The organism is Halomonas gemina (genome assembly GCF_023554995.1).
Lineage (GTDB): Bacteria > Pseudomonadota > Gammaproteobacteria > Pseudomonadales > Halomonadaceae > Halomonas > Halomonas gemina.
Genome location: NZ_JAMJPK010000004.1, coordinates 403,986 through 426,937, shown reverse-complemented (window position 1 = coordinate 426,937; position 22,952 = coordinate 403,986). Strand labels below are relative to the sequence as shown.

The 22,952-nt window shown below is 67.4% G+C and carries 21 protein-coding genes; 2 read left to right on the top strand and 19 right to left on the bottom strand.

Annotation, left to right across the window (positions count from 1 at the left end):
• The first annotated feature begins 38 nt into the window (after positions 1-38).
• Complete coding sequence (locus M8009_RS11350; protein WP_250061116.1) at positions 39-1,076, top strand: L,D-transpeptidase family protein; 1,038 nt, start codon at positions 39-41, stop codon at positions 1,074-1,076.
• Between the two features lie 258 nt (positions 1,077-1,334).
• On the opposite strand, the gene M8009_RS11345 is transcribed toward M8009_RS11350, so the two are convergent.
• From M8009_RS11345 to M8009_RS11300, 10 genes are all read right to left on the bottom strand, one after another.
• A complete protein-coding gene (locus tag M8009_RS11345) occupies positions 1,335-1,598 on the bottom strand; it encodes an Lpp/OprI family alanine-zipper lipoprotein (protein WP_106230326.1) in 264 nt (87 codons plus the stop codon).
• Positions 1,599-1,775: 177 nt separating this feature from the next.
• Positions 1,776-2,387 carry a L,D-transpeptidase family protein gene (locus M8009_RS11340; protein WP_250061114.1) on the bottom strand — a complete coding sequence of 204 codons (612 nt, stop codon included), beginning with the start codon at positions 2,385-2,387 and terminating at the stop codon, positions 1,776-1,778.
• 120 nt (positions 2,388-2,507) lie between these two features.
• The gene (locus M8009_RS11335; protein WP_250061112.1) at positions 2,508-3,335 is read right to left on the bottom strand and encodes a GspE/PulE family protein; all 828 of its coding nucleotides are present in this window, start codon (positions 3,333-3,335) and stop codon (positions 2,508-2,510) included.
• Positions 3,335-3,757 (bottom strand): GIY-YIG nuclease family protein, encoded by a 423-nt coding sequence (locus M8009_RS11330; RefSeq protein ID WP_250061110.1) that lies wholly within the window; start codon positions 3,755-3,757, stop codon positions 3,335-3,337. Before M8009_RS11330 ends, M8009_RS11335 begins: the two co-directional genes overlap by 1 nt.
• A 10-nt stretch (positions 3,758-3,767) precedes the next feature.
• A complete protein-coding gene (locus tag M8009_RS11325; protein ID WP_250061108.1) occupies positions 3,768-4,232 on the bottom strand; it encodes a 2-hydroxyacyl-CoA dehydratase in 465 nt (154 codons plus the stop codon).
• Between the two features lie 149 nt (positions 4,233-4,381).
• Positions 4,382-5,974 carry an ABC-F family ATPase gene (locus tag M8009_RS11320; protein WP_250061106.1) on the bottom strand — a complete coding sequence of 531 codons (1,593 nt, stop codon included), beginning with the start codon at positions 5,972-5,974 and terminating at the stop codon, positions 4,382-4,384.
• Between the two features lie 74 nt (positions 5,975-6,048).
• A complete protein-coding gene (locus M8009_RS11315) occupies positions 6,049-6,537 on the bottom strand; it encodes a LabA-like NYN domain-containing protein (RefSeq protein WP_250061104.1) in 489 nt (162 codons plus the stop codon).
• A 20-nt stretch (positions 6,538-6,557) separates the two neighbouring features.
• On the bottom strand, positions 6,558-7,022 hold the full coding sequence (locus tag M8009_RS11310; protein ID WP_250061102.1) for a DUF6586 family protein: 465 nt from the start codon (positions 7,020-7,022) through the stop codon (positions 6,558-6,560).
• Positions 7,019-9,655 (bottom strand): type I DNA topoisomerase, encoded by a 2,637-nt coding sequence (gene topA, locus M8009_RS11305; RefSeq protein ID WP_250061100.1) that lies wholly within the window; start codon positions 9,653-9,655, stop codon positions 7,019-7,021. The genes M8009_RS11310 and topA overlap by 4 nt, the downstream gene beginning before the upstream one ends.
• A 281-nt stretch (positions 9,656-9,936) precedes the next feature.
• Positions 9,937-12,678: a DUF3141 domain-containing protein gene (locus tag M8009_RS11300; protein WP_250061098.1), complete on the bottom strand. Its 2,742-nt coding sequence runs from the start codon at positions 12,676-12,678 to the stop codon at positions 9,937-9,939.
• 385 nt (positions 12,679-13,063) lie between these two features.
• Between M8009_RS11300 and lipA the strand changes: the two genes are divergently transcribed.
• A complete protein-coding gene (lipA, locus tag M8009_RS11295; RefSeq protein ID WP_250061096.1) occupies positions 13,064-14,116 on the top strand; it encodes a lipoyl synthase in 1,053 nt (350 codons plus the stop codon).
• 234 nt (positions 14,117-14,350) lie between these two features.
• Here lipA and lipB read toward each other — a convergent pair whose 3' ends face one another.
• The 9 genes from lipB to rsfS all read right to left on the bottom strand — a co-directional run bounded on the left by lipB (position 14,351) and on the right by rsfS (position 22,883).
• Complete coding sequence (gene lipB, locus M8009_RS11290; protein ID WP_250061094.1) at positions 14,351-15,025, bottom strand: lipoyl(octanoyl) transferase LipB; 675 nt, start codon at positions 15,023-15,025, stop codon at positions 14,351-14,353.
• Entirely contained in the window at positions 15,025-15,336 is a 312-nt protein-coding gene (locus tag M8009_RS11285; RefSeq protein ID WP_250061092.1) for an HP0495 family protein, read from the bottom strand. Before M8009_RS11285 ends, lipB begins: the two co-directional genes overlap by 1 nt.
• Before the next feature lie 231 nt (positions 15,337-15,567).
• Positions 15,568-16,758 carry a D-alanyl-D-alanine carboxypeptidase family protein gene (locus M8009_RS11280; protein ID WP_430886910.1) on the bottom strand — a complete coding sequence of 397 codons (1,191 nt, stop codon included), beginning with the start codon at positions 16,756-16,758 and terminating at the stop codon, positions 15,568-15,570.
• A gap of 64 nt (positions 16,759-16,822) precedes the next feature.
• Positions 16,823-17,767, bottom strand: coding sequence for a septal ring lytic transglycosylase RlpA family protein (locus M8009_RS11275; RefSeq protein ID WP_250061088.1), 945 nt, complete (start codon positions 17,765-17,767; stop codon positions 16,823-16,825).
• Positions 17,764-18,798, bottom strand: a complete 1,035-nt coding sequence (gene mltB, locus M8009_RS11270; RefSeq protein ID WP_250061086.1) for a lytic murein transglycosylase B — start codon at positions 18,796-18,798, stop codon at positions 17,764-17,766. Before mltB ends, M8009_RS11275 begins: the two co-directional genes overlap by 4 nt.
• A gap of 62 nt (positions 18,799-18,860) precedes the next feature.
• Positions 18,861-20,021 (bottom strand): rod shape-determining protein RodA, encoded by a 1,161-nt coding sequence (gene rodA / locus M8009_RS11265; protein WP_250061084.1) that lies wholly within the window; start codon positions 20,019-20,021, stop codon positions 18,861-18,863.
• 2 nt (positions 20,022-20,023) lie between these two features.
• Positions 20,024-21,931 (bottom strand): penicillin-binding protein 2, encoded by a 1,908-nt coding sequence (mrdA, locus tag M8009_RS11260; RefSeq protein ID WP_250061077.1) that lies wholly within the window; start codon positions 21,929-21,931, stop codon positions 20,024-20,026.
• A 119-nt stretch (positions 21,932-22,050) separates the two neighbouring features.
• Positions 22,051-22,518 carry a 23S rRNA (pseudouridine(1915)-N(3))-methyltransferase RlmH gene (gene rlmH / locus M8009_RS11255; RefSeq protein WP_250061075.1) on the bottom strand — a complete coding sequence of 156 codons (468 nt, stop codon included), beginning with the start codon at positions 22,516-22,518 and terminating at the stop codon, positions 22,051-22,053.
• Positions 22,515-22,883: a ribosome silencing factor gene (rsfS, locus tag M8009_RS11250; protein WP_250061073.1), complete on the bottom strand. Its 369-nt coding sequence runs from the start codon at positions 22,881-22,883 to the stop codon at positions 22,515-22,517. The genes rlmH and rsfS overlap by 4 nt, the downstream gene beginning before the upstream one ends.
• Positions 22,884-22,952 lie beyond the last annotated feature (69 nt).

Here is a 22,952-nt window from a genome sequence, read left to right as displayed (position 1 = left end):
AGCCCCCGACCCACGGCAACCACGAGAACATGACGTCGATGAAGCACTCTTCCCCGCTCGGGCACGCCGCCCGATTCGCCATGACGCTGGGGCTTTGCGCCGCGCTGGCGACGCCGCTCCATGCCAGCACCGAGGAGTGGCCCCGCGGCCACTACCCCCTTCCCGAGGAGGGGGACCTGGTCGGCGAGGTCTATACCGTCGTCGCCGAGAGCGGCGACACCCTGATCGATATCGGCCACGAGCACGGCATCGGCTACGAGGAGATGGTGCGCGCCAACCCGGAGATCAGTATCTGGGCGCCCTTCGAAGGCACCGAGGTCGTGATTCCCGGCCGTTTCATCCTCCCCGAGGGGCCCCGCGAGGGCCTGGTGGTCAACGTGGCGGAGATGCGTCTCTACTACTATCCCCCGGCGGATGAGGGCGAGATGCAACGCGTCGAGACCTATCCCATCGCCGTCGGGCGCATGGACTGGAAGACCCCCCTGGGCACTACCCACATCACCGAAAAGGTCAAGGACCCGGCCTGGTATCCGCCGGCATCGATCCGTCGCGAGCATGCCGAGGCCGGCGACCCTCTCCCCAGCGTGGTGCCACCGGGCCCCGACAACCCGATGGGCACGCGCAAGATGCGCCTGGGCATCCCCGGCTACCTCATCCATGGCACCAATCGCCCCGAGGGCGTGGGCATGCGCGTGACCCACGGCTGCATCCGCATGCTGCCCGAGGACATCGAGGCCCTCTTCCCGCGCCTGCCCATCGGTACCCAGGTCACGCTGATCAACGAGACGCTCAAGCTCGGCTGGGCGAACGGCACCCTGCACGTCCAGGCCTACCCCTACCTGGACGAGGAGGACGGCACCACCATCCAGCGCATCACCGAGGCCCTCGACCAGGTGGACACGGCGACCGACGGCCTCGACTACCCGGTGGACTACGCCCGTCTTCGCGAGGTCGTGGAGGTCCCGCGGGGCATGCCCGTGGCCCTGGAGGTCACCGTACCCGAGACGCTCTGGGACCGTCTGGAGCTGATTGCCGCCGATACCGAGTCCCGCGAGAGCCAGGCCGAGGAAAGCTGAGCCTCTGCTAGCCTGATCGCGCAGCAAGCTGTGCTCCCACAACATCATGTTGTGGGAGCGATCTTCAGATCGCGAAGAAGTGGCCACCCCATCGCGCAGCATGTCGAAGCGTCGAACCGTTCGCTCCCACAAGGGCACGGGGCCATCAACATGTCATGTGGTGGGAGCGACATCCGCCAATGACAAGGGCCTCGCCGTTACCGGCGAGGCCCTTGTCTTGAACGTACTACTACCGCCCTACCGGGCGGTGGAGAACGATCACTTGCGCATGGAACGCTCGAACATGCGGTTCATCTCTTCGCGGTTCTGCTCGGACATCTGCAGGGCCGCCTGAGCGTCGCGCTGTGCCTGGTTGGCAGTGTTCTGCGCCTGGGTGGCGATGCTGCGTGCTTCGGCAGCGTCGGCCTGGGCAGACTCGGCGGTCATGCGGACTTCTTCCAGAGCGCTGTTGGAGGCACAACCGGCCAGAACGGCCAGAGAGGCGGCAGCGGCGGTCAGCTTCAGGGTAGTCTTCAGAGTCATGGTGTTCTCCTTGAGTCTTCCTTGGGTACTGCGTTGGTGTTGCCTGAAAATCAGGCTTCCTGCGGAAGCAGGCCTTAATGCAGCGACTTCTGCTGCGAAGCACAGGAGTCAAACGCTGTTTTATAATAAGCAGCGGCGATTGTCCATAGCTTAGAACGTCCCTAGCGCATGTAAAGCCTAGCGGATCACGACGCGTGTGCCAATGTCGATCAACGACGACAGCCGTTCGACCTGCGGGTCGGTCACCGCCACACAGCCATCGGTCCAGTGGAAGCGCTGGTGGATGTCGAGATCCCCCTTACCGACACCATGGATGCCGATGAAGCCGCCGAGCACCGTATCCTGCGGCGGGTAGCCGTGTCGACGGTAGTAGGAAAAGTAGTCGTCATAGTCCTGCTGGCTGTACACCCCGGCCTCCAGCGCCATGCGGGCGTGAGTCGGCGTGGGGTAATCCAGGCCGATGAAGATGTGGAACTTGCTGCGGCGGTTGAAGCGGTTGACCCGGAACTCGCCGAGCGGCGTGGCCCGGTCGCCCCGCTTGCGCTGTGGCCTGGCTCCCCCTCGGCCCAGGGAGATCGGCTCGAAGCGCTCGACAAGCCGGTTGCCCCGGTAGACGCTGAGTGCCACCTCGCGGTCCTCGACCAGCACCCACAGCTCGCCGTCATGGCGAGGGACGATGGCCCGGGACAGCAGGCTGTCCATCAGGCTGGCAGACGCAGGCGGGGCCAGCAGCAGCAGGGGCGAACTCAGTGCCAGCAGGCCGAAGCGGCGACGGGAGAGATGCTTCATCGGTGATGTCTCTGGAACATGCAGGAAATGAAAGGCTTCGCACTGACCGCCGTTATACCGGATTGCCCCCCGCCTGTCAGGGGGGTAGCAATAACAGCCGGCAGGCCCCATCCGGGGTCATCAGGCGGGCAGGATGGCGCCCATCCGGAAGACCTCGCGCAGGGTGGTGATGCCGGCGCTGGCCTTGGCCAGGCCATCGGCAAACATCAGGGTCTCACCGCGTTCCAGCAGGCTGCGTCGCAAAACGGCGTCATCGGCATGGCGCAGCAACAGGCCGTGATCCTCCGGAGTGGGCTGCCAGATCTCGAAGACGCCAGTGCGCTCCCGGTAGCCCAGGCCATCACAATGCTCACACCCCACCGGTACCCACGCATGCTCGGGCACCTCGAGCCCCACCGCCTCGAGCCACTGGGCATCCTGGGACGGTGTCAGGCGCTGTTCACGGCAGTGTTCGCAGAGCCGGCGAACGAGCCACTGGGCATCCTGGGACGGTGTCAGGCGCTGTTCACGGCAGTGTTCGCAGAGCCGGCGAACGAGACGCTGGGCGATCACCAGGCCGAGGGTGGCGCTGATCTCGGCATCTTCTAACTCCAGTTGTCGCAGTGTGGAGACAGCCCCCACGGCATCGCGACTGTGCAGTGTACCCATCAGCGACCGACCGCTGCCGGCCACACTGACGGCGGCCGCGGCGGAGCCGGGATCACGGATCTCGCCGATCAGCACATAGTCCGGGTCCAGGCGCAGCGTGGAGCGGGTACCGGTGGCGAAGTCCAGCCCGTTCTCGGCGTCCACCTGGATCTGGTTGATGCCGGGAATGGCATATTCCACCGGGTCCTCGAGCAGCACATGGGCCATCAGGGTGTCATCGTCAGGCCCCGGCGGGTCGGCCAGCAGGGCCTCGAGACGTGGCAGGAGCCGACGCCCTGCCGGCTGCCGTTCTTCGGCCATCAATCGCGACGCTCGACGATGAACTGGGACATCAGCTTGTCGGTGCGGCCGCGCAGGTGCATCTCGGTGGTGTCGAAGGGAAAGCGATCGATGTAGTCACGGTTCAGCGGCGGCTTGTGGACATTCACCAGCGCCGCCTCGAGCCGTTCACGGTAGACATAGGTTGCCGCCGCCACGCTATAGCAGAGCACCTCTCCTGCTTCCAGCCGGCTGGCCCACGCCTCACGCAGCTCGTGATGGCGAATGCGCTGGCGCACATCCCCGGATTCGCCGATATAGAGCAACCGCTCGATGCCGGGCTCGCCATCATCTGCGGCCGTGCCGGCATAGACACAGAAGATTCCCGATATGTCGGGTATCTCGCCAAGCTGCTCGTCCGTCCAGTAGCCCAGCAGCTTGAGTGACAGGATCTGATCCGACATCGCCTTCTCCTCAGTAGTCCTCGAGTCGTTGCATATCGCGGGCCAGGCGGCGAACCTCGGCCTCGTGTCCGCTGGAGAGCGACGCGAAGAACTCACGCTCAGCCTCAGCGGATGCCCGCTCCATGCGATGAGCATACAGGTCCTGAAGCGTCCTGTGCATCGTCAGCGCCGTGGTCAGCACGTCTTGCACGCTGTCGCAGGACACACACTCGGTGAGGCGATCGAGGGTGGGCGCATGGGGAAAGTCGGTGGGGTCGTCGAACCAGGTCTCGAGCACCTTGCGATGCTCGCTCTTTTCGTCGAGATAGTTGGCGAGCTCGGTCTGCATCTTGCGCTCGTGCTCGGCCAGGTACTCCAGGGCCATGCGTACCCGGTCGCTCACGTCACCGGCGGCCAGCTGGTCATACTGCTCGGCGAGCCCCCGGTGGTAGTCGGCCGCCCAGGCGACCAGTTCCTTGACTTGATGAAAGCGCATTTCGGCTCCTCCCACTGATGCCCTGACACGGGCGGATAGTCCATGCCTTCATCCTAGCCAAGCCGCGTCCATCACGCTTGATGCATATCAACGCGAGGAGATATGGGCATGGCAGGAGGAGCCTCGAGCCCCCTCCAGCAAAACACCGATCAGCCGTAGAGCCCCTGGCTGCGCAGGTAGTCGTCGTAGCTGCCGCTGAAGTCGGTGATCCCCTGCTCGCTCATGTCCAGGATGCGGGTCGCCAGGGAGGAGACGAATTCGCGGTCATGGCTGACAAATATCAGGGTGCCGGGGTAGTTCTCCAGGGCCAGGTTGAGCGCCTCGATGGACTCCATGTCCAGGTGGTTGGTGGGCTCGTCCATCAGCAGCACGTTGGGCCGGGTCAGGGCCAGCTTGCCGAACAGCATGCGGCCCTGCTCGCCCCCGGAGATCACCTTGACCGACTTGCCGATGTCATCGCTTGCGAACAGCATCCTGCCCAGGGCGCCGCGCACCTCCTGCTCCCCGCCCTGGGTCCACTGGGCCATCCACTCGAACAGGGTGGCCTCATTGGCGAAATCGTCGGCGTGGTCCTGGGCGAAGACCCCGAGCTCGGCACTGTCGGTCCAGCGTACGCTGCCGGCATCGGGGTGCAGCTCGCCGGCCAGGGTGCGCAGCAGGGTCGTCTTGCCGATGCCGTTGGGGCCGATGATGGCGATGCGCTCGCCGGCTTCCACGGTCATCGAGAAACGTTCGAAGAGCGGCGCCTCCTCGCCGAAGCCCTTGGTGATGGCCTCGACGTTGACCGCGTTGCGATGGATCTTCTTCGTTTGTTCGAAGCGGATGAAGGGGCTGACGCGGCTGGAGGGCTTGATGTCCTCGAGCTTGATCTTTTCGATCTGGCGTGCCCGGGAGGTCGCCTGCTTGGCCTTCGAGGCATTGGCCGAGAAGCGACTGACGAACTGCTGCAACTCGGCGATCTGCGCCTTCTTCTTGGCGTTGTCGGCGTGCTGGCGTTCGCGAACCGCGGTGGCGGCGGTCATGTAGTCATCGTAGTTGCCGGGAAACAGCGTGATCTCGCCGTAGTCCAGGTCCGCCATGTGGGTGCAGACGCTGTTGAGGAAGTGGCGGTCGTGGGAAATGATGATCATGGTGCTGTTGCGCGCCGTGAGCATCCCCTCCAGCCAGCGGATGGTGTTGATGTCCAGGTGGTTGGTGGGCTCGTCGAGCAGCAGCACGTCGGGGTCGGCGAACAGCGCCTGGGCCAGCAGCACGCGCAGCTTCCAGCCCGGCGCGATCTCGCTCATGGGCCCCGTGTGCTGGTGCAGCGGGATGCCGAGCCCCAGCAGCAGCTCGCCGGCCCGGGCCTCGGCGGTGTAGCCATCGAGCTCGGCGAAGCGCACCTCCAGGTCGGCCACGGCCATGCCGTCCTCCTCGCTCATCTCCGGCAGCGAGTAGATGCGCTCGCGCTCGGCCGCCACCTGCCACAGCTCGGCATTGCCCATGATCACGGTATCGATGACCCGCTCGTCCTCGAAGGCGAACTGGTCCTGGCGCAGCTTGCCGAGCCGGGCGCCAGACTCGACCATCACCTGCCCCGAGGAGGGTTCCAGGTCACCGCCGAGGATCTTCATGAAGGTGGACTTGCCGCAGCCGTTGGCGCCGATCAGGCCATAGCGGTGGCCATTGCCGAACTTGATGGAGACATTCTCGAACAGCGGCCTAACGCCGAACTGCATGGTGATATTGGCGGTGGAGATCAATGAAGGGTCCAGTCAGTGCATGAAGAAAGGGCGCGATTGTACCGGTTATCGCCGCCGCTCACACCCGGCGCCGCCTAGAGCAGCAGCTCCCCCTCGATGGGCACGAAGTGGCTGGCCGCGCGGATCAGCGAATCGGCCGTCAGCCGTTCCACACCGACCACCTCCACCACCACCCCGTAGCGCTCGCGCATACGCTCGACCAGCAGGTCGAAGTCGCCATCGCCCGAGACCAGCACCACCCGGTCGACCAGTGGCGCGGCCTCCATGGCATCCAGGGCGATGCCCACGTCCCAGTCGCCCTTGGCCGAGCCGTCACGGCGCTGGATGTAGGGCTTGAGCTTCACGGTAAAGCCGATGCCGCGCAGGATGGCCTGGAACTGGCGCTGCCGGGGGTCGCCGCGGTCCACCGCGTAGGCGTTGGCCACCACCACCTCGCGACCGGCTGCAAAGCGCGCCCAGAAGGCGTTGTAGTCGAAGTGCCGACCGAACGCCTCGCGGGTGGTGTAGTAGACGTTCTGGACATCGACGAAGATGGCTAACGTTTCCTTGGGGTCAGATCCCAAAGTTTGATTAGCCGCCGGCACTACCACTCCTCGCTGGTCTCGCGCAGGGCGGCGATCTCGGCCTTGGCCTCGGCCAGGCACCAGCGCAACTCGTCGCCCAGCGCCGCGCCGCTGCCCACGGCGATCAATCCCCGGGCAGCGCCGGTGTTGCGCCTGGCCACGCCGTCGCTGCCATGCAGGGCCTCGAGCTTGCCGACCAGCCAGGCCAGCCAGCTGCCTTCCCGCATGGCCAGCTCGCGCAGACGATGCAGTTCGGCAATGCCGGCGCCCTCGGCGCCGAGCAGTTCGCGCCAGTCGTGGCGCTCCAGGTGGGCGTGCTCGGTGACCTCACGCAGCAGCGACTGCAGCGCCAGTTCGGCCAGCGCCAGGCTGCCCTCCTCCGCCGCCATGCGCCTAGCCTCGGCATGCTCGTCGCCGCCGGCCGGCAGGTCGAGCAGCAGCTCCGCCTGGTAGAGCAGCTGGTTGGTGCGGGATCTCGGGGTCACTTGCGCTTGTCCTCCACCTGCCACTTGCGGCCGTCGAAGGTCGCTCGCCAGCCGGTGGCCTTGCCGCCCTCGTCGGTCATCACGAACTGCTCCTTGGCCTTGCGCGAGTAGCGGATCTGCGCCGGACGGCCGTCCGGGTCCTCGCTGGGGGCGTCGAGCAGGTAGCGGTACTTGTCGGGCAGCTCCTCGGCGTGGGCCTTGAGCTCCTTGACCAGTGGCGGGCGGGTCTCGCGGTTCTTGGGAAACTTGCTGGCCGCCAGGAACAGGCCGCTGGCGCCGTCGCGAAGGACGTAGTGGTCCTCAACCTTCTGGCAGGCGAGCTCCGGCATGTCGATCGGGTCCATCTTCGGCGGCGCCACCTCGCCGCTGCGCAGCAGCTTGCGGGTGTTCTTGCACTCGCTGTTGGTGCAGCCGAAGTACTTGCCGAAGCGCCCGGTCTTGAGCTGCATCTCGCTGCCGCACTTGTCGCACTCGATGGTCGGGCCGTCATAGCCCTTGATGCGGAACTTGCCGTACTCGATCTCGTAGCCGTCGCAATCCGGGCTGTTGCCGCAGATGTGCAGCTTGCGGGTCTCGTCGATCAGGTAGCTGTCCATGGCGGTGCCGCACTTGGGGCAGCGGTGCTTGGCCCGCAGCGCATCCGTCTCGGCCTCCTCGCCGGCATCGGCGGCCACTGCCTCGTCGCCGGGCAGCAGGTCGATGGTGGTCTTGCAGCGCTCCTTGGGCGGCAGGTTATAGCCGGAGCAGCCCAGGAAGACCCCGGTGGAGGCGGTGCGGATCTGCATCTTGCGCCCGCAGGTCGGGCAGTCGATGTCGGTGGGCACCGGCTGGTTGGGCCGCATGCCCTCCTCGCTCTCAGCCTCCTCGAGCTCCTTCTTGAACTCGGCGTAGAAGGCATCGAGCAGCGCCTGCCAGTTGCGCTCGCCCTCGGCCACCTCGTCGAGGCCATCCTCCATGCGGGCGGTGAAGGAGTAGTCCATCAGGTCTGGGAAGGACTCCTTGAGCCGTTCGGTGACGATGTCACCCAGCTTCTCGGCGTAGAAGCGCCGGCTCTCCAGCTTGACGTAGCCACGATCCTGGATGGTGGAGATGATCGAGGCATAGGTGGAGGGCCGCCCGATACCGCGCTTCTCCAGCTCCTTCACCAGGCTCGCCTCGGTGTAGCGGGCCGGCGGCTTGGTGAAGTGCTGCTGGGGATCGAGGTGCTCCAGGGTCATGGGCGTGCCCTCGGCGAGGTCCGGCAGCGACTGGTCCTCCTCCTTGCGCCCCATGGGCTTCATCACCCGGGTGTAGCCATCAAACTTCAGCACCCGCCCCTTGGCGCGCAGCTCATAGCCGTCGACCTCGACGGTCAGGGTGCTGGAGAGGTATTCGGCGGGCGTCATCTGACAGGCCACGAACTGTCGCCAGATCAGCTCGTAGAGGCGCTCGGCGTCGCGCTCCATGCCGGCCAGCTCGGTGGCCCGGCGAGCCACGTCGGAGGGGCGGATCGCCTCGTGGGCTTCCTGGGCGCCCTCCTTGCTGGAGTAGCGATTGGGCGCCTCGGGCAGGTAGCGGGGACCGAACTCCTCACCGATGAACTCGCGTACGCTCTCCACCGCGTCCTTCGAGAGGTTGGTCGAGTCGGTGCGCATGTAGGTGATATAGCCGGCCTCGTAGAGGCGCTGGGCCAGGGTCATGGTCTTCTTCACCGAGAAGCCCAGCCGGCCACTGGCCGCCTGCTGCAGCGTCGAGGTGATAAAGGGCGCGTTGGGCTTGGAGCGGGTAGGCTTGTCTTCCCGCGCGGTGATCGCCAGGCTCGCCTTCCTGAGCGCGGCGATGCGCTCCAGGGTCTCGTCCTCGGAGGTGGGCCGGAACGCCTTGCCGTCCTGGCGCACCAGCTCGAAGCGCACCGCCGCCTGGTCGTCGCCTGCCGGGCGCAGGTCGGCATGGACGTCCCAGAACTCCTCGGGGATGAAGGCATGGATCTCGCGCTCGCGCTCGACGATCAGGCGGGTGGCCACCGACTGCACCCGGCCGGCGGAGAGGCCACGGGCGATCTTGGCCCACAGCAGCGGCGAGAGCATGAAGCCCACCACCCGATCGAGGAAGCGACGGGCCTGCTGCGCCTCGACGCGCGGGATGTTCAGGCTGCCGGGATCCTGAAAGGCGTCACGGATGGCGTTCTTGGTAATCTCGTTGAACACCACCCGCCGGTAGCGGGACTCGTCGCCGCCGATGGTCTCGCGCAGGTGCCAGGCAATGGCTTCCCCCTCGCGGTCAAGGTCGGTGGCCAGATAGACCGCGTCGGCCTTCTCGGCGAGCTTCTTGAGCTCGGCCACCACCTTCTCCTTGCCCGGCAGGATCTCGTAATGCGCCTTCCAGCCATGCTCGGGGTCGATGCCCATGCGCCGGATCAACTGGTCGTGGGCCTTGCGCTTGCGATGCTCGGCCTTCTGCTCCGCGGACATCTTGCGGGTCTCCGCGGCCTGGCGCGCACGCTCCTTGGGATCCGTGGCCGCCTTGCCCGAGCCGCTGGTGGGCAGGTCACGGATGTGCCCCACGCTCGACTTCACGATGAAGTCGTTGCCGAGATACTTGTTGATCGTCTTGGCCTTGGCGGGCGACTCGACGATGACCAGTGACTTGCCCATAGTGCTCCACTGTGCTGATGGCGCCAGCTCCAACGCTGGCGCCAGACGGTTTCGTCCCGCCCTCTCTGGCGGGTGAAAAATGCGCTTACCCTACCCCAGCGGTCGCCGTCACGCCAGTCGCCGCCCGAACCCCCGGTCAGGCAACCGCGACCGCCCCGGGGTGGGCGGCACCTTGAACCTAGCTCCCCGGGCACCATCACGCCACGCCGGCAGGGCCCTCCCCCTCAACGAGAGCGCCCCCGCCGGACAGGGCGGGGGCGCGGGTACCACAGGGCGGGCGATCAGCCCTTGCGAGGCTTGCGCGGCGCCTGCCGGCGCGACGTGGCACGGCTGGCCGGCTTGCGCTTGGCCGGCGCCTTGGTGCTGTTGGCCCCCTCCTGGCCCGCCGGCGAGGTTCTGCTGGCATCGGCCTTGGCGGCAGGCGCGGCCTCGCTGCTCTGCTCGCTGCTCTGGGAGGTCGTCTCGTTGGCAAGTCTTTCCACCGGTGCCTCGGGGGCGGTCTCCCTGGCCGTCTCCTGTGCAGAGGGCTCGGAAACCGCCTCACTGGCCGGCTCTTGCGCCGGGGCCTCGGTGACGGACTCTGCCGCCGGGACCTCGGCGACGGACTCTGCCGCCGGGACCTCGGCGACGGACTCTGCCGCCGGGACATCGGAGGCCGCCTTGTCCATGGCCTGCTCCACTGCGGGCTGCTCTGCGGCCGCAGCCGGCGCCGGCTCGGCGACGGGGAGCGACTCCATCAGGCTCTCCACCTCACGGCGCGCCGCCTCTCCGGCCTGGGCTTCGCTTGCCACCCTGGCCTGGGCTTCCTGGCGCGACTCCTGCTCCTCCTGGGGCGCATGCCGGATGGCACGCTGGAACAAGCCCTTGATACGCTCGAAGCGATCCGCCGCATGCTCGCTGAGCTCGCCGCTGGCCGCCAGCACGTGCTCGATATGCGCCAGGTGAGCATCGATCTGGTCGGCCGTCTGCCCTTCCAGCAGGGCCGGGATTGCCTCGAGTGCCGCTTCGTGATCCTGCTGGAGGGTGAAGAACTGCTCTCGCACCAGGTGCTTGAATTCGGCCAGCTGGATACCCGGCTCGAGCTCGGCCCGCGAGGCGCGGAGCCGCTTGAAGTTGCGCTCGTCGGTGGCCGGGGCCCCACCCAGCACATGGATCACCGAGCGCATGACCGCCTCATGGCTGCCCCCCTGGGTGATCGCGTGATGGACCTCGTCACGGCGACGCTCGATGAAGCGGCGATGCTCGGGCTCGGCCCCCGGACGACGGCGATGCACATGGGCATCACCGCCCAGGCCGACCATCGCCTGCAGCATCGGCTGGCCATAGACGTCGAGGAAGAACCGCTCGCTGCTGCTGTCGCGAAGGTCACGCCAGGCATTCAGGCTGCGGGTCACCTGATCGGAGAAGATGCCCTCCACCGCGCGGAAGACGTTGTCCTCGTGCACCGGGTGGCGGTCGGCACGCACCTTCTCGGCCAGCACCGGCACGGCGGTCATCAGCGGGTTGCGATCGGAGAGCAGGCGGTAGCCCATGCGGTTGGGGTGCATGCGGCGCATCCACTTGGCCGACTCCGGGGTCGCCAGGGCACGGACCCAGGGCTGCATGAAGAACCGATAGAACCCCAGGTTGATCTCGGAGATCCGCGCCACCGCGGCGAAGCGGGTGTCGTCCTCGGGGCGATGCTGGACCTCCTGGTCGAGCTCCTCGATGGTCCGCGGCGAGAACTCCAGCAGGTAGTCGCGCTCGATCAGCTCGGCATCCTCGCGCTCGGCGGCACTGGAGACCGTGGTCTCGTAGAGCCCGGGCGGCAGGACGTCGATGTAGTCCATGTTGGCGGTGAACTCGGCATGCTCCTTGCGGGAGACGCTGCCGGATACGAAGATGCCGAGATGGCCGGTGGTGTCGTGGACGCAGTAGACGATGGTCTGCTCGTTGGCGATCACGTCCTCGACCCCCTCGTAGAGGTCGCGCACCCAGCCGAGCGCCTGGGGCGGCGGCGTGATGTCGTCGCCGCGCGAGCAGAACACCACTACCGGGGAGCGCACGTTGCGAAGGTCGATGCGACGCCCGTCGGAAGTCACCAGCTGGGCGGTGGAGAGGCGATTGCCGACGAAGAGGTTGTCGACGATGTACTGGATCTCGTCACCTCCCAGCACGACGTGCCCTCCCCACCAGCGCTCGAACTCCAGGTAACGCTCCGCCTCGGTATCGACCCTGGCGTAGAGCTGGTACTGCTTGGACCACCAGGTGTTGGCGGGATTGAGGCGCTCGAAGTTCTGCACCAGCCAGGCGCCATCGAAGAGCCCGGCTCCCAGGTCACTCAGCAGCGAGGTCATCCAGCTGCCGCCGGTCAGGCCCCCGGTATAGCGCATCGGCGCCTTGCCGCGCTCGCCGGCCCAGTAGGAGAGCGGCGAGCCGGCGATGAGGATCGGGCCGAAGAGCTCGGGCTCGAGGGCCGCGGCCATCATGATCTGCCAGCCGGCCTGGCAGTTGCCGACCACCATCGGCTTCTCGGAGGTCTCCGGATGCCGCTCGATGACGCGGCGCAGGAAGGCCACCTCGGCCTCCACCACGTCCTCGACGGTCTGTCCCGGGACCGGATAGGGCAGAAAGCCGATGAAGTAGCAGGGATGCCCTGCCCGCAGGGCCACGCCAATCTCGCTGTCGGGCTTGAAGCCGCCGATACCCGGGCCGTGGCCGGCACGCGGGTCTACCACCACGAAGGGGCGCATCTGCAGGTCGGTCTCCACGCCCTCGGGAGGCAGGATGCGCAGCAGCTCGTAGTTGACCGGGCGGGCCAGCTCGCGCCCGTCCACCAGCACCTCGGCATCGAAGCCCAGCACGTTGGGCTTGGTCTTCTCGATATGCTCCAGGTACTGGTTGCCGCGCTGGCGCATGACATCCATGAAGAGCACGCTGCGCTCCAGGGTGTCGCGCCAGTAGTCGCAGGCGGCGCGTCCGAAACCGAACGGATCCACGAAGGGCAGCACGCTGGCTGCGGGAGTCGGTATCAGGGGATTCATCTTGAGCTCCAGGGTTGCTCGATGCCCGGTACAACCGTGACACCGATGCATGAAATCGGGCTTTGTTGCAGTGCAATATAGCGCATGAACGTTTCCGCTGCGAGCGCCGCATGCCGCAGTCCTAAGCGGCGTTCAGGCCAGCCACGTCATGGGATCGGCCGTCTGCCGGCGACAGCGTGCCTGGCATCGCCGCCGCTGACGCAGGTCAGGCGGGCCTCGTACTCGGCTGTCCAGGGGGGCGAATCCTGTGGTATTTTATCGACTTTGAGACTAGGTATCATTCGATGTGCCAGGCTGCCTGCAAGCGCCGACCGGCGCACGCCCGGAGACCCCGCGGCAGCGCCCCCAAGGCATCGACAGCCGGCGAGCAGAGAGGCTCACTGTTATGAGCGACACCCCCTCCCCACGCGTCTCCAGCGGCGAGAAGTACCGCAACGATCACGGCACCGCCGCCATCAAGGACGGCATGAAGGCGCGTCGCCAGGTCGAGGACGGCGGTGCCGACGGCCGCAAGCCGAAGTGGCTGCGCGCCCAGATTCCCGGCGGCGAACGCTTCGAGGCGGTCAAGAAGAACGTGGCCACCCACCGTCTCAGCACCGTCTGTGCCGAGTCGCACTGTCCCAACCAGGGCGAGTGCTGGAGCAACGGCACCGCGACCATCATGCTGATGGGCTCGGTATGCACCCGCGCCTGCCGCTTCTGCGCGGTGGATACCGGCAATCCCAGGGGCTGGCTGGATACGGAGGAGCCGGAGAATACCGCCCGCTCGGTCGACCTGATGGGCCTGCGCTACATCGTGCTGACCTCCGTGGACCGCGATGACCTCCCCGATGGTGGTGCCACCCACTACGCCGACTGCATTCGTGCCATCAAGGCCCGCACCCCCGAGGTGGTCGTCGAGGCGCTGACCCCTGACTTCGATGCCGAGCCTGCGGCGATCGAGCGGGTCGTCGACTCGGGGCTCGAGGTCTTCGCCCAGAACGTCGAGACCGTCGAACGGCTCACCGGCCGTGTCCGTGATCCCCGGGCCGGCTACCGCAAGACGCTGGACGTGCTGGCCCACGCCAAGCGCCACCGGCCGCAGGTGATCACCAAGACCAGCCTGATGCTCGGCCTCGGCGAGACCGAGGAGGAGATACTCGCGACCTTCGACGACCTGCGGGCCATCGGCGTCGACATCGTGACCCTGGGCCAGTACCTGCGCCCCACCCGCAACCACCTGCCGGTGGAGCGCTGGGTCACCCCGGAGGAGTTCGACCGCTATCGCGTGCTGGGTCTGGAGAAGGGCTTCATGGAGGTACCGTCCGGCCCGCTGGTGCGCTCAAGCTACCGCGCCGACCGGGTGTTCGAGAAGAACAACCTGGGCCTGGCAGCACCCGCCGAGGTGCCCGGCCAACCGGCCGACCCGAACCGCATCAATGCCGTGAATGTGGGGTAAGCGCCGAGCGCCGAGCGCCGAGCGCCGAGCGCCGAGCGCCGAGCGCCGAGCGCCGAGCGCCGAGCGCCGAGCGCCGAGCGCCGAGCGCCGAGCGCCGAGCGCCGAGCGCCGAGCGCCGAGCGCCGAGCAGGATGATGGCTCCAGCCGCCATGGTGTCAAGACTGACTAGCTGCTTGCCCGCTTGGCTGCCTGGCCGCTTGGCTGCTTGGCGCTGCCCGAAGGGCCTGCCGCCCATCACAGGTCAGCTTGGCAGCTCGGCGCATGGCTGCTTGGCGCTTTTAACTCACGCCGCAGTTCGCGGGCCAGGCACTGGGCCAGGCGCTCCCCTACCGCCTCGACGCCGGGACAGTCATCGACCAGGTCCGCCAGGCGCGTCATCGCCATGCCGGCATAGCCGCAGGGATTGATCCGCGAGAACGGCGAGAGGTCGCCGTTCACGTTGAGGGCCACCCCGTGGAAGCTGGCGCCGCGACGGATCCGCAGCCCCAGCGAGGCGATCTTGGCCTCCCCCACGTATACACCGGGCGCATCGGGACGCGCGTGGGCCGCCACGCCCTGCTCGGCCAGCAAGGCAATCACCGCATTCTCCAGGGCAGTGACCAGGTCGCGCACGCCGAGCCGCGCGCGCCGCACGTCGAGCAGCGGATAGAGTACGACCTGGCCGGGGCCATGGTAGGTCACCTGCCCGCCGCGGTCGGTGGCCACCACCGGGATGTCGCCGGGCATCAGCAGGTGTTCGGGCTTGCCGGCCTGCCCCTGGGTGAACACCGGGTCGTGCTCGACCAGCCAGAACTGGTCGGGGGTCCGCGCATCGCGGCCATCGGTGAGGTCACGCATGGCCTGCCAGACGGGCGTATAGGGGCGACGGCCCAGACGATGCAAGAGGATCGGCGACGCTTCGCTTGCCATCAGACGACCATGTGCACGCGGCCGGTGGCCTTGAGCTCATCGAAGAGCGCCTTGAGCTGCGCCTCGCCGGTGGCGCGGAGCGTCAGTCGCACCGACTGGAATCGGCCCTGGCGGCTGGGCACCACCTGGATGGCACTCGCATCGAAGCCAGGATCATGGCGGATGACGACCTGGCAAACCGTGGCGGCAAAATCCTCGGCGGCATCACCCACGACCTTGATCGGGTAGTCACAGGGAAAGGTGATCTTCGGCGGTTTGCCACCCGCCTGGCGACGGGGCTTGCGAAGGTCACGCAGGGAGTTGTCGTTCATGAAGCCTTCCGGCGGGTCGTGAATATCCGAGTATTTTACTCAACCTGGCGCGGGGAGACCAACACCAAGCCGCCAAGCCGCCAAGCCGCCAAGCCGCCAAGCGAGATGGTACTACCCAAGTCAGCAACAGCAGAAACCCCACGGACTCGTCCGTGGGGAATCCTGGTCTATCTCCTCAGCATCTGCCGCCCGTCACCGGTCAGCTCGGCGCTCGGCGCTTGCCGCTTGGCGCTATCCGAACCAGCCGCCGATCAGGTTGGTGAAGAAGCGCCGCACCTGGTCGAAGAAGCGCTTGAACAGCCCGCCCTCCTCGATGCTCTCGAGGGCGACCAGTGGGCGCTCGCCGACCACCTCCTCGCCCTGGCGCACCTCCATGGTCCCGACCCGGTCGCCGGCCGCAATCGGCGCGGTGAGGTCGGCCTGGATATCGAGCTTGGCGGTGAGCTCCTCGCTGCGAGCGCGCGGCACGGTCATGACCACGTTGCTGTCGACACCGACACGCAGCTCGTTCTTGTCACCGCCCCAGACCCGTGGCGTATTGAGCACGGCACCTGCGTCATAGAGCTTGAGGGTCTCGTAGTAGCGAAAGCCGTAGCTGAGCAGCTTCTGGGTCTCCTGGGCGCGCGCCTCATCGGATTCGGTACCCATCACCACCGAGATCAGGCGCATGTCGTCGCGCTTGGCCGAGGCCACCAGGCAGTAGCCCGCGGCCTCGGTCCAGCCGGTCTTCAGGCCATCGACAGTGCTGTCGCGCCACAGCAGGCGGTTGCGGTTGGGCTGCTCGATGCCACCGTAGCTGAACTGCTTGTGGGCATAGGTCGCATAGTGTTCCGGATAGTCGTTGATGATGTGCTGGGAGAGCAGCGCCAGGTCGCGGGCCGAGGAGTAGTGGTTATCGTCGGGCAGGCCGGTGGCATTGACGAAATTTGTGTTGTGCATGCCCAGCCGGGTGGCGTGCTGGTTCATCAGGTCGGCGAAGGGGCGCTCGCCCCCGGCCAGGTGTTCGGCCATGGCCACGCTGGCATCGTTGCCCGAGACGATGATGATGCCCTTGAGCAGCTCGTCGACCGCCACCAGGGTGTCGACCTCGATGAACATCTTGGAGCCTCCGGTGCGCCAGGCCTTCTCGCTGATGGGCACCAGATCGTCCGGGGCGATATTGCCCCGGTCGAGCTCGCGCTCCACGAGGTAGGCCGTCATCAGCTTGGTCAGGCTGGCCGGCGGCAGGCGCTCGTCGGCATTGTGCTCCACCAGCACCCGGCCGCTGTCGGCATCCATCAGGATCCAGGAGCTGGCCGCCAGCTGCGGCGGCGAGGGGATCATGGTCTGCGGCGCCGGGATCACCTGGGCAGAAACCGGTGAAACGACCAGCAGCAGGCTGACCAGCAGCGGCAACAGCCGGCAGCGACGGAAGAAAAGCATGAATCTCATGGCAGGGGTTCTCATCAAGGACATCGCGGGATAGTTCGAAAAAAGGGGCACCGACTCAGTCGGCATCGTTGACCACAAAGGCCTGGGCAAAGCCCGCTCGGCGCAGCTGCTCGCGGACGGGGTCCACCTGGCGGGCATCGTCCAGCGGGCCGACCTGGACGCGATGCAGGCCGGTGGCACTGGCGACGCGCACCGGCCGGTCGATCTCGCCCTCAAGGCGCGACTTGAGCTGCCGGGCACTGTCGGCAGAGCCCAGGGCCGCCACCTGCAGGAAGACGCCGCCCTCGGCCGTCCGCGCCTCGCGCCCCGGCACCGAGGCGCCCGTGGCCACCGGTCGCGCCTCGCGGCGCGGGACCTCCACCCGGGGTGACGCACGCTCCCCCGCCCGGGGGGCATCGCCGTTGTCGGCGATCCAGCGCTCTACGTCGATGGCCTCGACCTTCACCCGGCCGGTGCCCTGCTTGAGGATGCCCAAGCGGGCCGCGGCCGCATAGGAGAGGTCGATCTCGCGGTCGCTGTGGAAGGGCCCGCGGTCGTTGACTCGCACGATCGCCGAACGGCCGTTGTCCAGGCTGGTGACGCGGACGAAGCTGGGCAGGGGCAAGGAGCGGTGGGCGGCGCTCATCTTGTACATGTCGTAGATCTCGCCGTTGGAGGTGGCGTAGCCATGGAACTTCTTGCCATACCAGGAGGCCCTGCCCTGGCGACTGTAGCCGCTGGCATCCGCCATCACCTCATAGCGCTTGCCCCACACCTCGTAGGGCGACTTGTTGCCGCCCCGGGAGCGCGCCTCGCGACGCGGCACCGCATCGGGCACCTCGGCGACATCGGGCGGATCCTCGGGATAGGCGTCACCGGCCAGGGCATAGCGCTCGCCGTTTCCCGATGTGACCGGCGCCTGGCTGGACGCCTCACCGGGGGATGGACGGGAGCCGCCACCGCCCCCAGCACAGCCGGCCAGAAGCAGCAGCACGCTCAAGGCGGCACAGATGCGTCTCATGAGGCCTCCTCCGGGGTGGTATCGGTGGCATCGAGCCAGTGGGCCTCCAGGCCCCGCGCCTCGGCAATCGCCTCGGCAAGCTCGGTCACCGCCATGGCATACAGGTGGCTGTGGTTGTAGCGGGTGATCACGTAGAAGTTGTGCTCGCCGAGCACGTAGCGCCAGCTCTCCTCGCTATCCTCCAGCGCCACCGGCAGCAGGCGATGATCGTCGGCCAGCGAGTCCGGGACCTCGAGGCCCGCCCTGGCGACCTCTGCCGCCGGCACTGCGGGCGGCCGCGCGGCGCGGTTGAAGTCGATGCCGTCGGGAGGCGAGGCAGGCCCCTCGACCTCGTGGTAGATCGGCTCACCGGCGCGCCAGCCGTGCTCGGCGAAGTAGTTGGCCACGCTGCCGATGGCATCCACCGGGTTGGTCCAGAGGTCGCGCAGGCCATCGCCGTCGAAGTCCACGGCGTAGGCGCGGTAGCTGGTGGGAATGAACTGCGGATAGCCCATGGCCCCCGCGTAGGAGCCGGTCAGGCTGCCGGGCGTGCGCTCCTCTTCAAAGGCGATCTCCAGGAAGGCGGCCAGTTCGCCGCGAAAGAAGCGGCCGCGGCCGGGATGATGGAAGGCCAGGGTCGCCAGGGAGTCGAGGACGCGATGATTGCCGGTAACGCCGCCGTAGCGGGTCTCCACACCGATGATGGCGGCGATCACTTCAGGAGGCACGCCGAACTCGGCCTCGGCCCTCGCCATGGCGGCCTCATGGGTCTCGATGAAGGCCACCCCGTTGGCAACGCGCGGGGCATCCAGGAAGATGGCGCGATATTCGTCCCAGCGCAGGCGACGTTCGGCGGCGCCGGCCATGGCATCCAGCACCGACTGGCGGAACTCGGCCTCCCCCAGGGCGGCCTGGAGCCAGTCGCGGTCGACCCCTTTCTCGGCCAGCTCCTCCACCAGCCGAGCCGCTTCGGCATGGCGCTGCGGGTCGAAGTCCGCCGCCAGGCCGGTCGTCGCCCCCCATGCCAGCAGCCCGCCCGCGAGCCAGGCCATCCAGCGTTTTCTCCGTGGTGACGACACCGTCATCGTAGCTCTCCCTGAATCCTGACAGCTGCCTAACGCGGCAGCAGGCGGCGGTGGGCATGAATGGCCATGAGAATACCGAAACCGGCCATCAAGGTCACGCTGGAGGTCCCCCCGAAGCTGACCAGCGGCAGCGGCACGCCGACCACCGGCAGGATGCCGCTGACCATGCCCACGTTGACGAACACATAGATGAAGAAGGTCAGGATGATGCTGCCCGCCACCAGGCGCCCAAAGGTTTCCTGGGCGGCGCCGGCGAGCCATAGCCCGCGCCCCACGATCAGCAGGTAAAGCAGCAGGAAGGCCAGCATCCCCACCAGCCCGAACTCCTCGCCGAGCACCGCGACGATGAAGTCGGTATGGCGCTCGGGAAGGAACTCCAGCTGCGACTGGGTGCCCTGCAGCCAGCCCTTGCCCCAGAAGCCCCCGCTGCCGATGGCGGTGGTCGACTGGATGATGTTCCAGCCCGCGCCCAGCGGGTCGCTCTCGGGGTCGAGGAAGGTCAGCACCCGCTGGCGCTGGTAGTTGTGCATGTTCATCCACAGCAGCGGCAGCGCGGCCGCCGCCAGCACGCCGCAGAACAGGATGAAGCGCCAGGAGAGCCCCGCCAGCAGGATCACGAACACCCCGGCGGTGGTGACCAGCAGCGAGGTGCCGAGGTCGGGCTGCTTGGCGATCAGCACCACCGGCATGCCGATGAGCACCGCACAGACCAGCAGGTCGCGCCAGCGCGGCGGGAGCGGCTGGCGGCTCAGCCAGGCGGCGACCATCATCGGCATGGCCAGCTTCATCAGCTCCGAGGGCTGGAAGCGGATCACCCCGGGGATCACCAGCCAGCGCTGGGCCCCCATGCCCATGTCGCCAATCAGTTCAACGGCGACCAGCATCAGCACCCCGGCCACGTAGACCGGTGGCGTCCAGCGCAGCAGGGTGGTCGGCGAGAGCTGGGCGAGCCCGGCCATCACCACCAGGGCCACGCCGAAGCGGATGGCCTGGGCGGTTACCACCGGCAGGCGCTGGCCGCTGGCACTATAGAGCACCACCAGTCCGGCCAGCATCAGCACCAGCAGCATGCCGAGCAGCCAGGGGTCCAGGTGGATGCGCTCCCAGAGGCTGCGCCGCCGGGCGATGCCGCTCAGGGAGGGTTTCACGGGATGGGCCCGCAGGCCACGGGTCAGCTCGCTCCAGATCATCGTCAGTTCCCCGTCACCCGGCCGTCCTCGCGCTCGAGCACCTCGCGTACCTCCTCGGTATCGGGGGCCTCGTCCTCGAGCAGCCAGGCATCGGTCATCGCCTTGGCCAGGTGGGCGGCGTGGGTGCTGCCGCCGCCGGCATTCTCGACGATCACCGCCACGGCGATCTGGGGGTCCTCCACCGGGGCAAAGGCCATGAACAGGGCATGGTCGCGCAAGCGCTCCTTGAGCTCATCGGCGTTGTACTTCTGGTCCTGGCCCAGGGAGAACACCTGGGCGGTACCGGACTTGCCCGCCATCCGGTACTCCAGGTCCTTGCCGATACGCCGCGCGGTGCCCTCATGGCCGGAGACCACCTTCTCCATGCCGGAGAAGACCCGGTCCCACCACCCCTCGTTGGCGAGCGTGATGTCAGGCGGGGTGTCGGGCAGGTCGACGGGCACCTCCTCGTCGCCGATCCGCTGGGCGAGGCGCGGCTTGACCCACTGGCCACGGTTGGCCAGCACCGCCGTGGCGGTGGCCAGTTGCAGCGGCGTGACCTGCAGATAGCCCTGGCCGATGCCCACCGAGAGGGTCTCGCCGGGGTACCACGGCTGGTTGAAGCGACCCCGCTTCCAGTCCCGCGAGGGCATCAGCGCATCGCTCTCGCCCTGGACGTCATGGGCGACCCGCTGACCGAAGCCGAAGGCCGACATGTTGTCGTGGATGTGGTCGATCCCCAGGTCGTGGGCCAGGGAGTAGAAGTAGGTGTTGTTGGAGACGGCGATGGCGCGCTCCAGATCGACCCGGCCATGCCCCCAGCGCAGCCAGTTGCGGTAGCGCCGCGAGTCGTTGGGCAGCTGGTAGTAGCCGGGGTCGCGGATGGTGGTGTCGGGGGTGATCACACCTTCCTTGAGACCGGTGATGGCCATGAACGGCTTGATGGTGGAGCCCGGCGGGTAGTGGCCACGGATCGCCCGGTTGTAGAGCGGCAGGTCCAGGTTCTCCTGGAGGCCGCGATACGAGGCGACGTCGATGCCGGTGACGAACTGGTTGCTGTCGAACCCCGGCACCGAGGCGAGGGCAAGGATCTCGCCGCTGCCGGGGGCGATCGCCACGATGGAGCCGCGGCGGCCGTCGAGCAGCTCCACGGCCAGCTTCTGCAGTTCGCTGTCCAGCGTCAGGGTCAGGTCCTTGCCCGGAACCGGGTCGGTGTGGCCGAGCTCGCGCAGCACCCGGCCGCGAGCGTTGGTCTCCACCTTGCGCAGCCCTGCCTGGCCATGCAGCTCGTCCTCGTAGAAGCGCTCCACCCCGGTCTTGCCGATGAAGTGGGTACCGGCATAGTTGCCCGAATCCAGGCCCGCGAGCTCCTCGGCGTTGATCCGCCCCACATAGCCCAGGGCGTGCACCATGGTCTCGGCATCGGGATAGTAGCGCAGCAGTTGGGCCTCCACCTCGACGCCGGGCAGGCGGTGGCGATTGACCGCCAGCCGGGCGATCTGCTCTTCCTCGAGATCGCTCATCAGCAGCGCAGGCTGGAAGGGACGCTGGCGCTGGCGGGAGCGCACCCGGAAGGCCTCGACCTCCTCCTCGGGGATCTCCAGCAGGTCGACCAGCAGCGACAGGGTGGCATCGAGGTCCTCGACCCGTTCTCGCACCAGGGTGAGGTTGTAGGTGGGGCGGTTCTCGGCCAGCAGCACGCCGTTGCGATCGTAGATCAGCCCGCGGGTGGGTGGCAGCGGCTCGACCCGCACCCGGTTCTTCTCGGAGCGGGTGCTGTACACCTCATGCTGCACCACCTGCAGGTAGAACAGCCGCCCGCCCAGCAGACCGGTCAGGCACACCACCACCAGCACGGCCAGCAGCGAGCGCATGCGGAAGACGCGCAGCTCCTGTTCCGGGTTCTTCAGGGTTTCGCGGCGCCGACGCATGCTCGGTGATGACCTCGGAGTGATTGAGTAGAAGAGCCTTCAGCGGTCCTGAAACAGAACAGCCTTCAGCGGCCCTGAAACAGAACAGCCTTCAGCGTTGTTGGAGCAGAAAACAGGCTTCAGCGATGATAGGGATGGCCGACCAGCAGGGTCCAGGCGCGGTAGAGCTGCTCGGCGAGCAGGATGCGTACCAGCGGATGGGGCAGCGTCAACGGCGACAGCGACCAGCGCTGGTCGGCACTCGCCGAGAGCGACGGCTCCAGGCCATCCGGCCCCCCCACCAGCAGCACCACGTCACGCCCCGCGTGGCGCCAGGCGTCGGCCTCACGGGCCAGCTGCTCGGTGCTCCAGGGCTTGCCCCCGACCTCCAGGGCGACCAGGTGCTCCCCGCCCTTCAGACGCCCCCGGATGCGCTCGGCCTCCAGGGCCATGGCCCGGGTCACATCGGCATTCTTGCCGCGCTGACCGGGCGTGATCTCCTCCACCTCCAGGGCGAAGTCCCTGGGCAGGCGCTTGCGATACTCCTCGACGCCGCGCGTTACCCAGTCGGGCATGCGCGTGCCCACCGCCAGCAGGCGGAGCCTCATGAACCCGGCACCCCCTCCTCGATACGCGATTCCGTATCGCTGGGCAGGTCGGCCCAGAGTCGCTCCAGGTCATAGAGCTGCCGGGTCTCGGGCAGCATCACGTGCACCACCAGGTTGCCCAGGTCGACCAGCACCCAGTCGGCACCGCTCTCCCCCTCGACACCCAGCGGCGCAATGTCCTGCTCCTTGGCGGCCTGGACCACATTCTCGGCGAGCGCCGCCACATGGCGGCTCGAGGTGCCGCTGGCCACCACCATCAGGTCGGTCACGCTGGTCAGTCGTGAGACATCCAGGACGGCAATGTCCTGGGCCTTGAGGTCCTCCAGTGCGTCGGTCACCAGAGTCTTGAGTGCGTCGATATGCATAGCCCTTCGTGTCAGCCCTTCGTCCGCGGGAAATCCTCACACCCATTGTACCGACTCGACGCCCGCGTG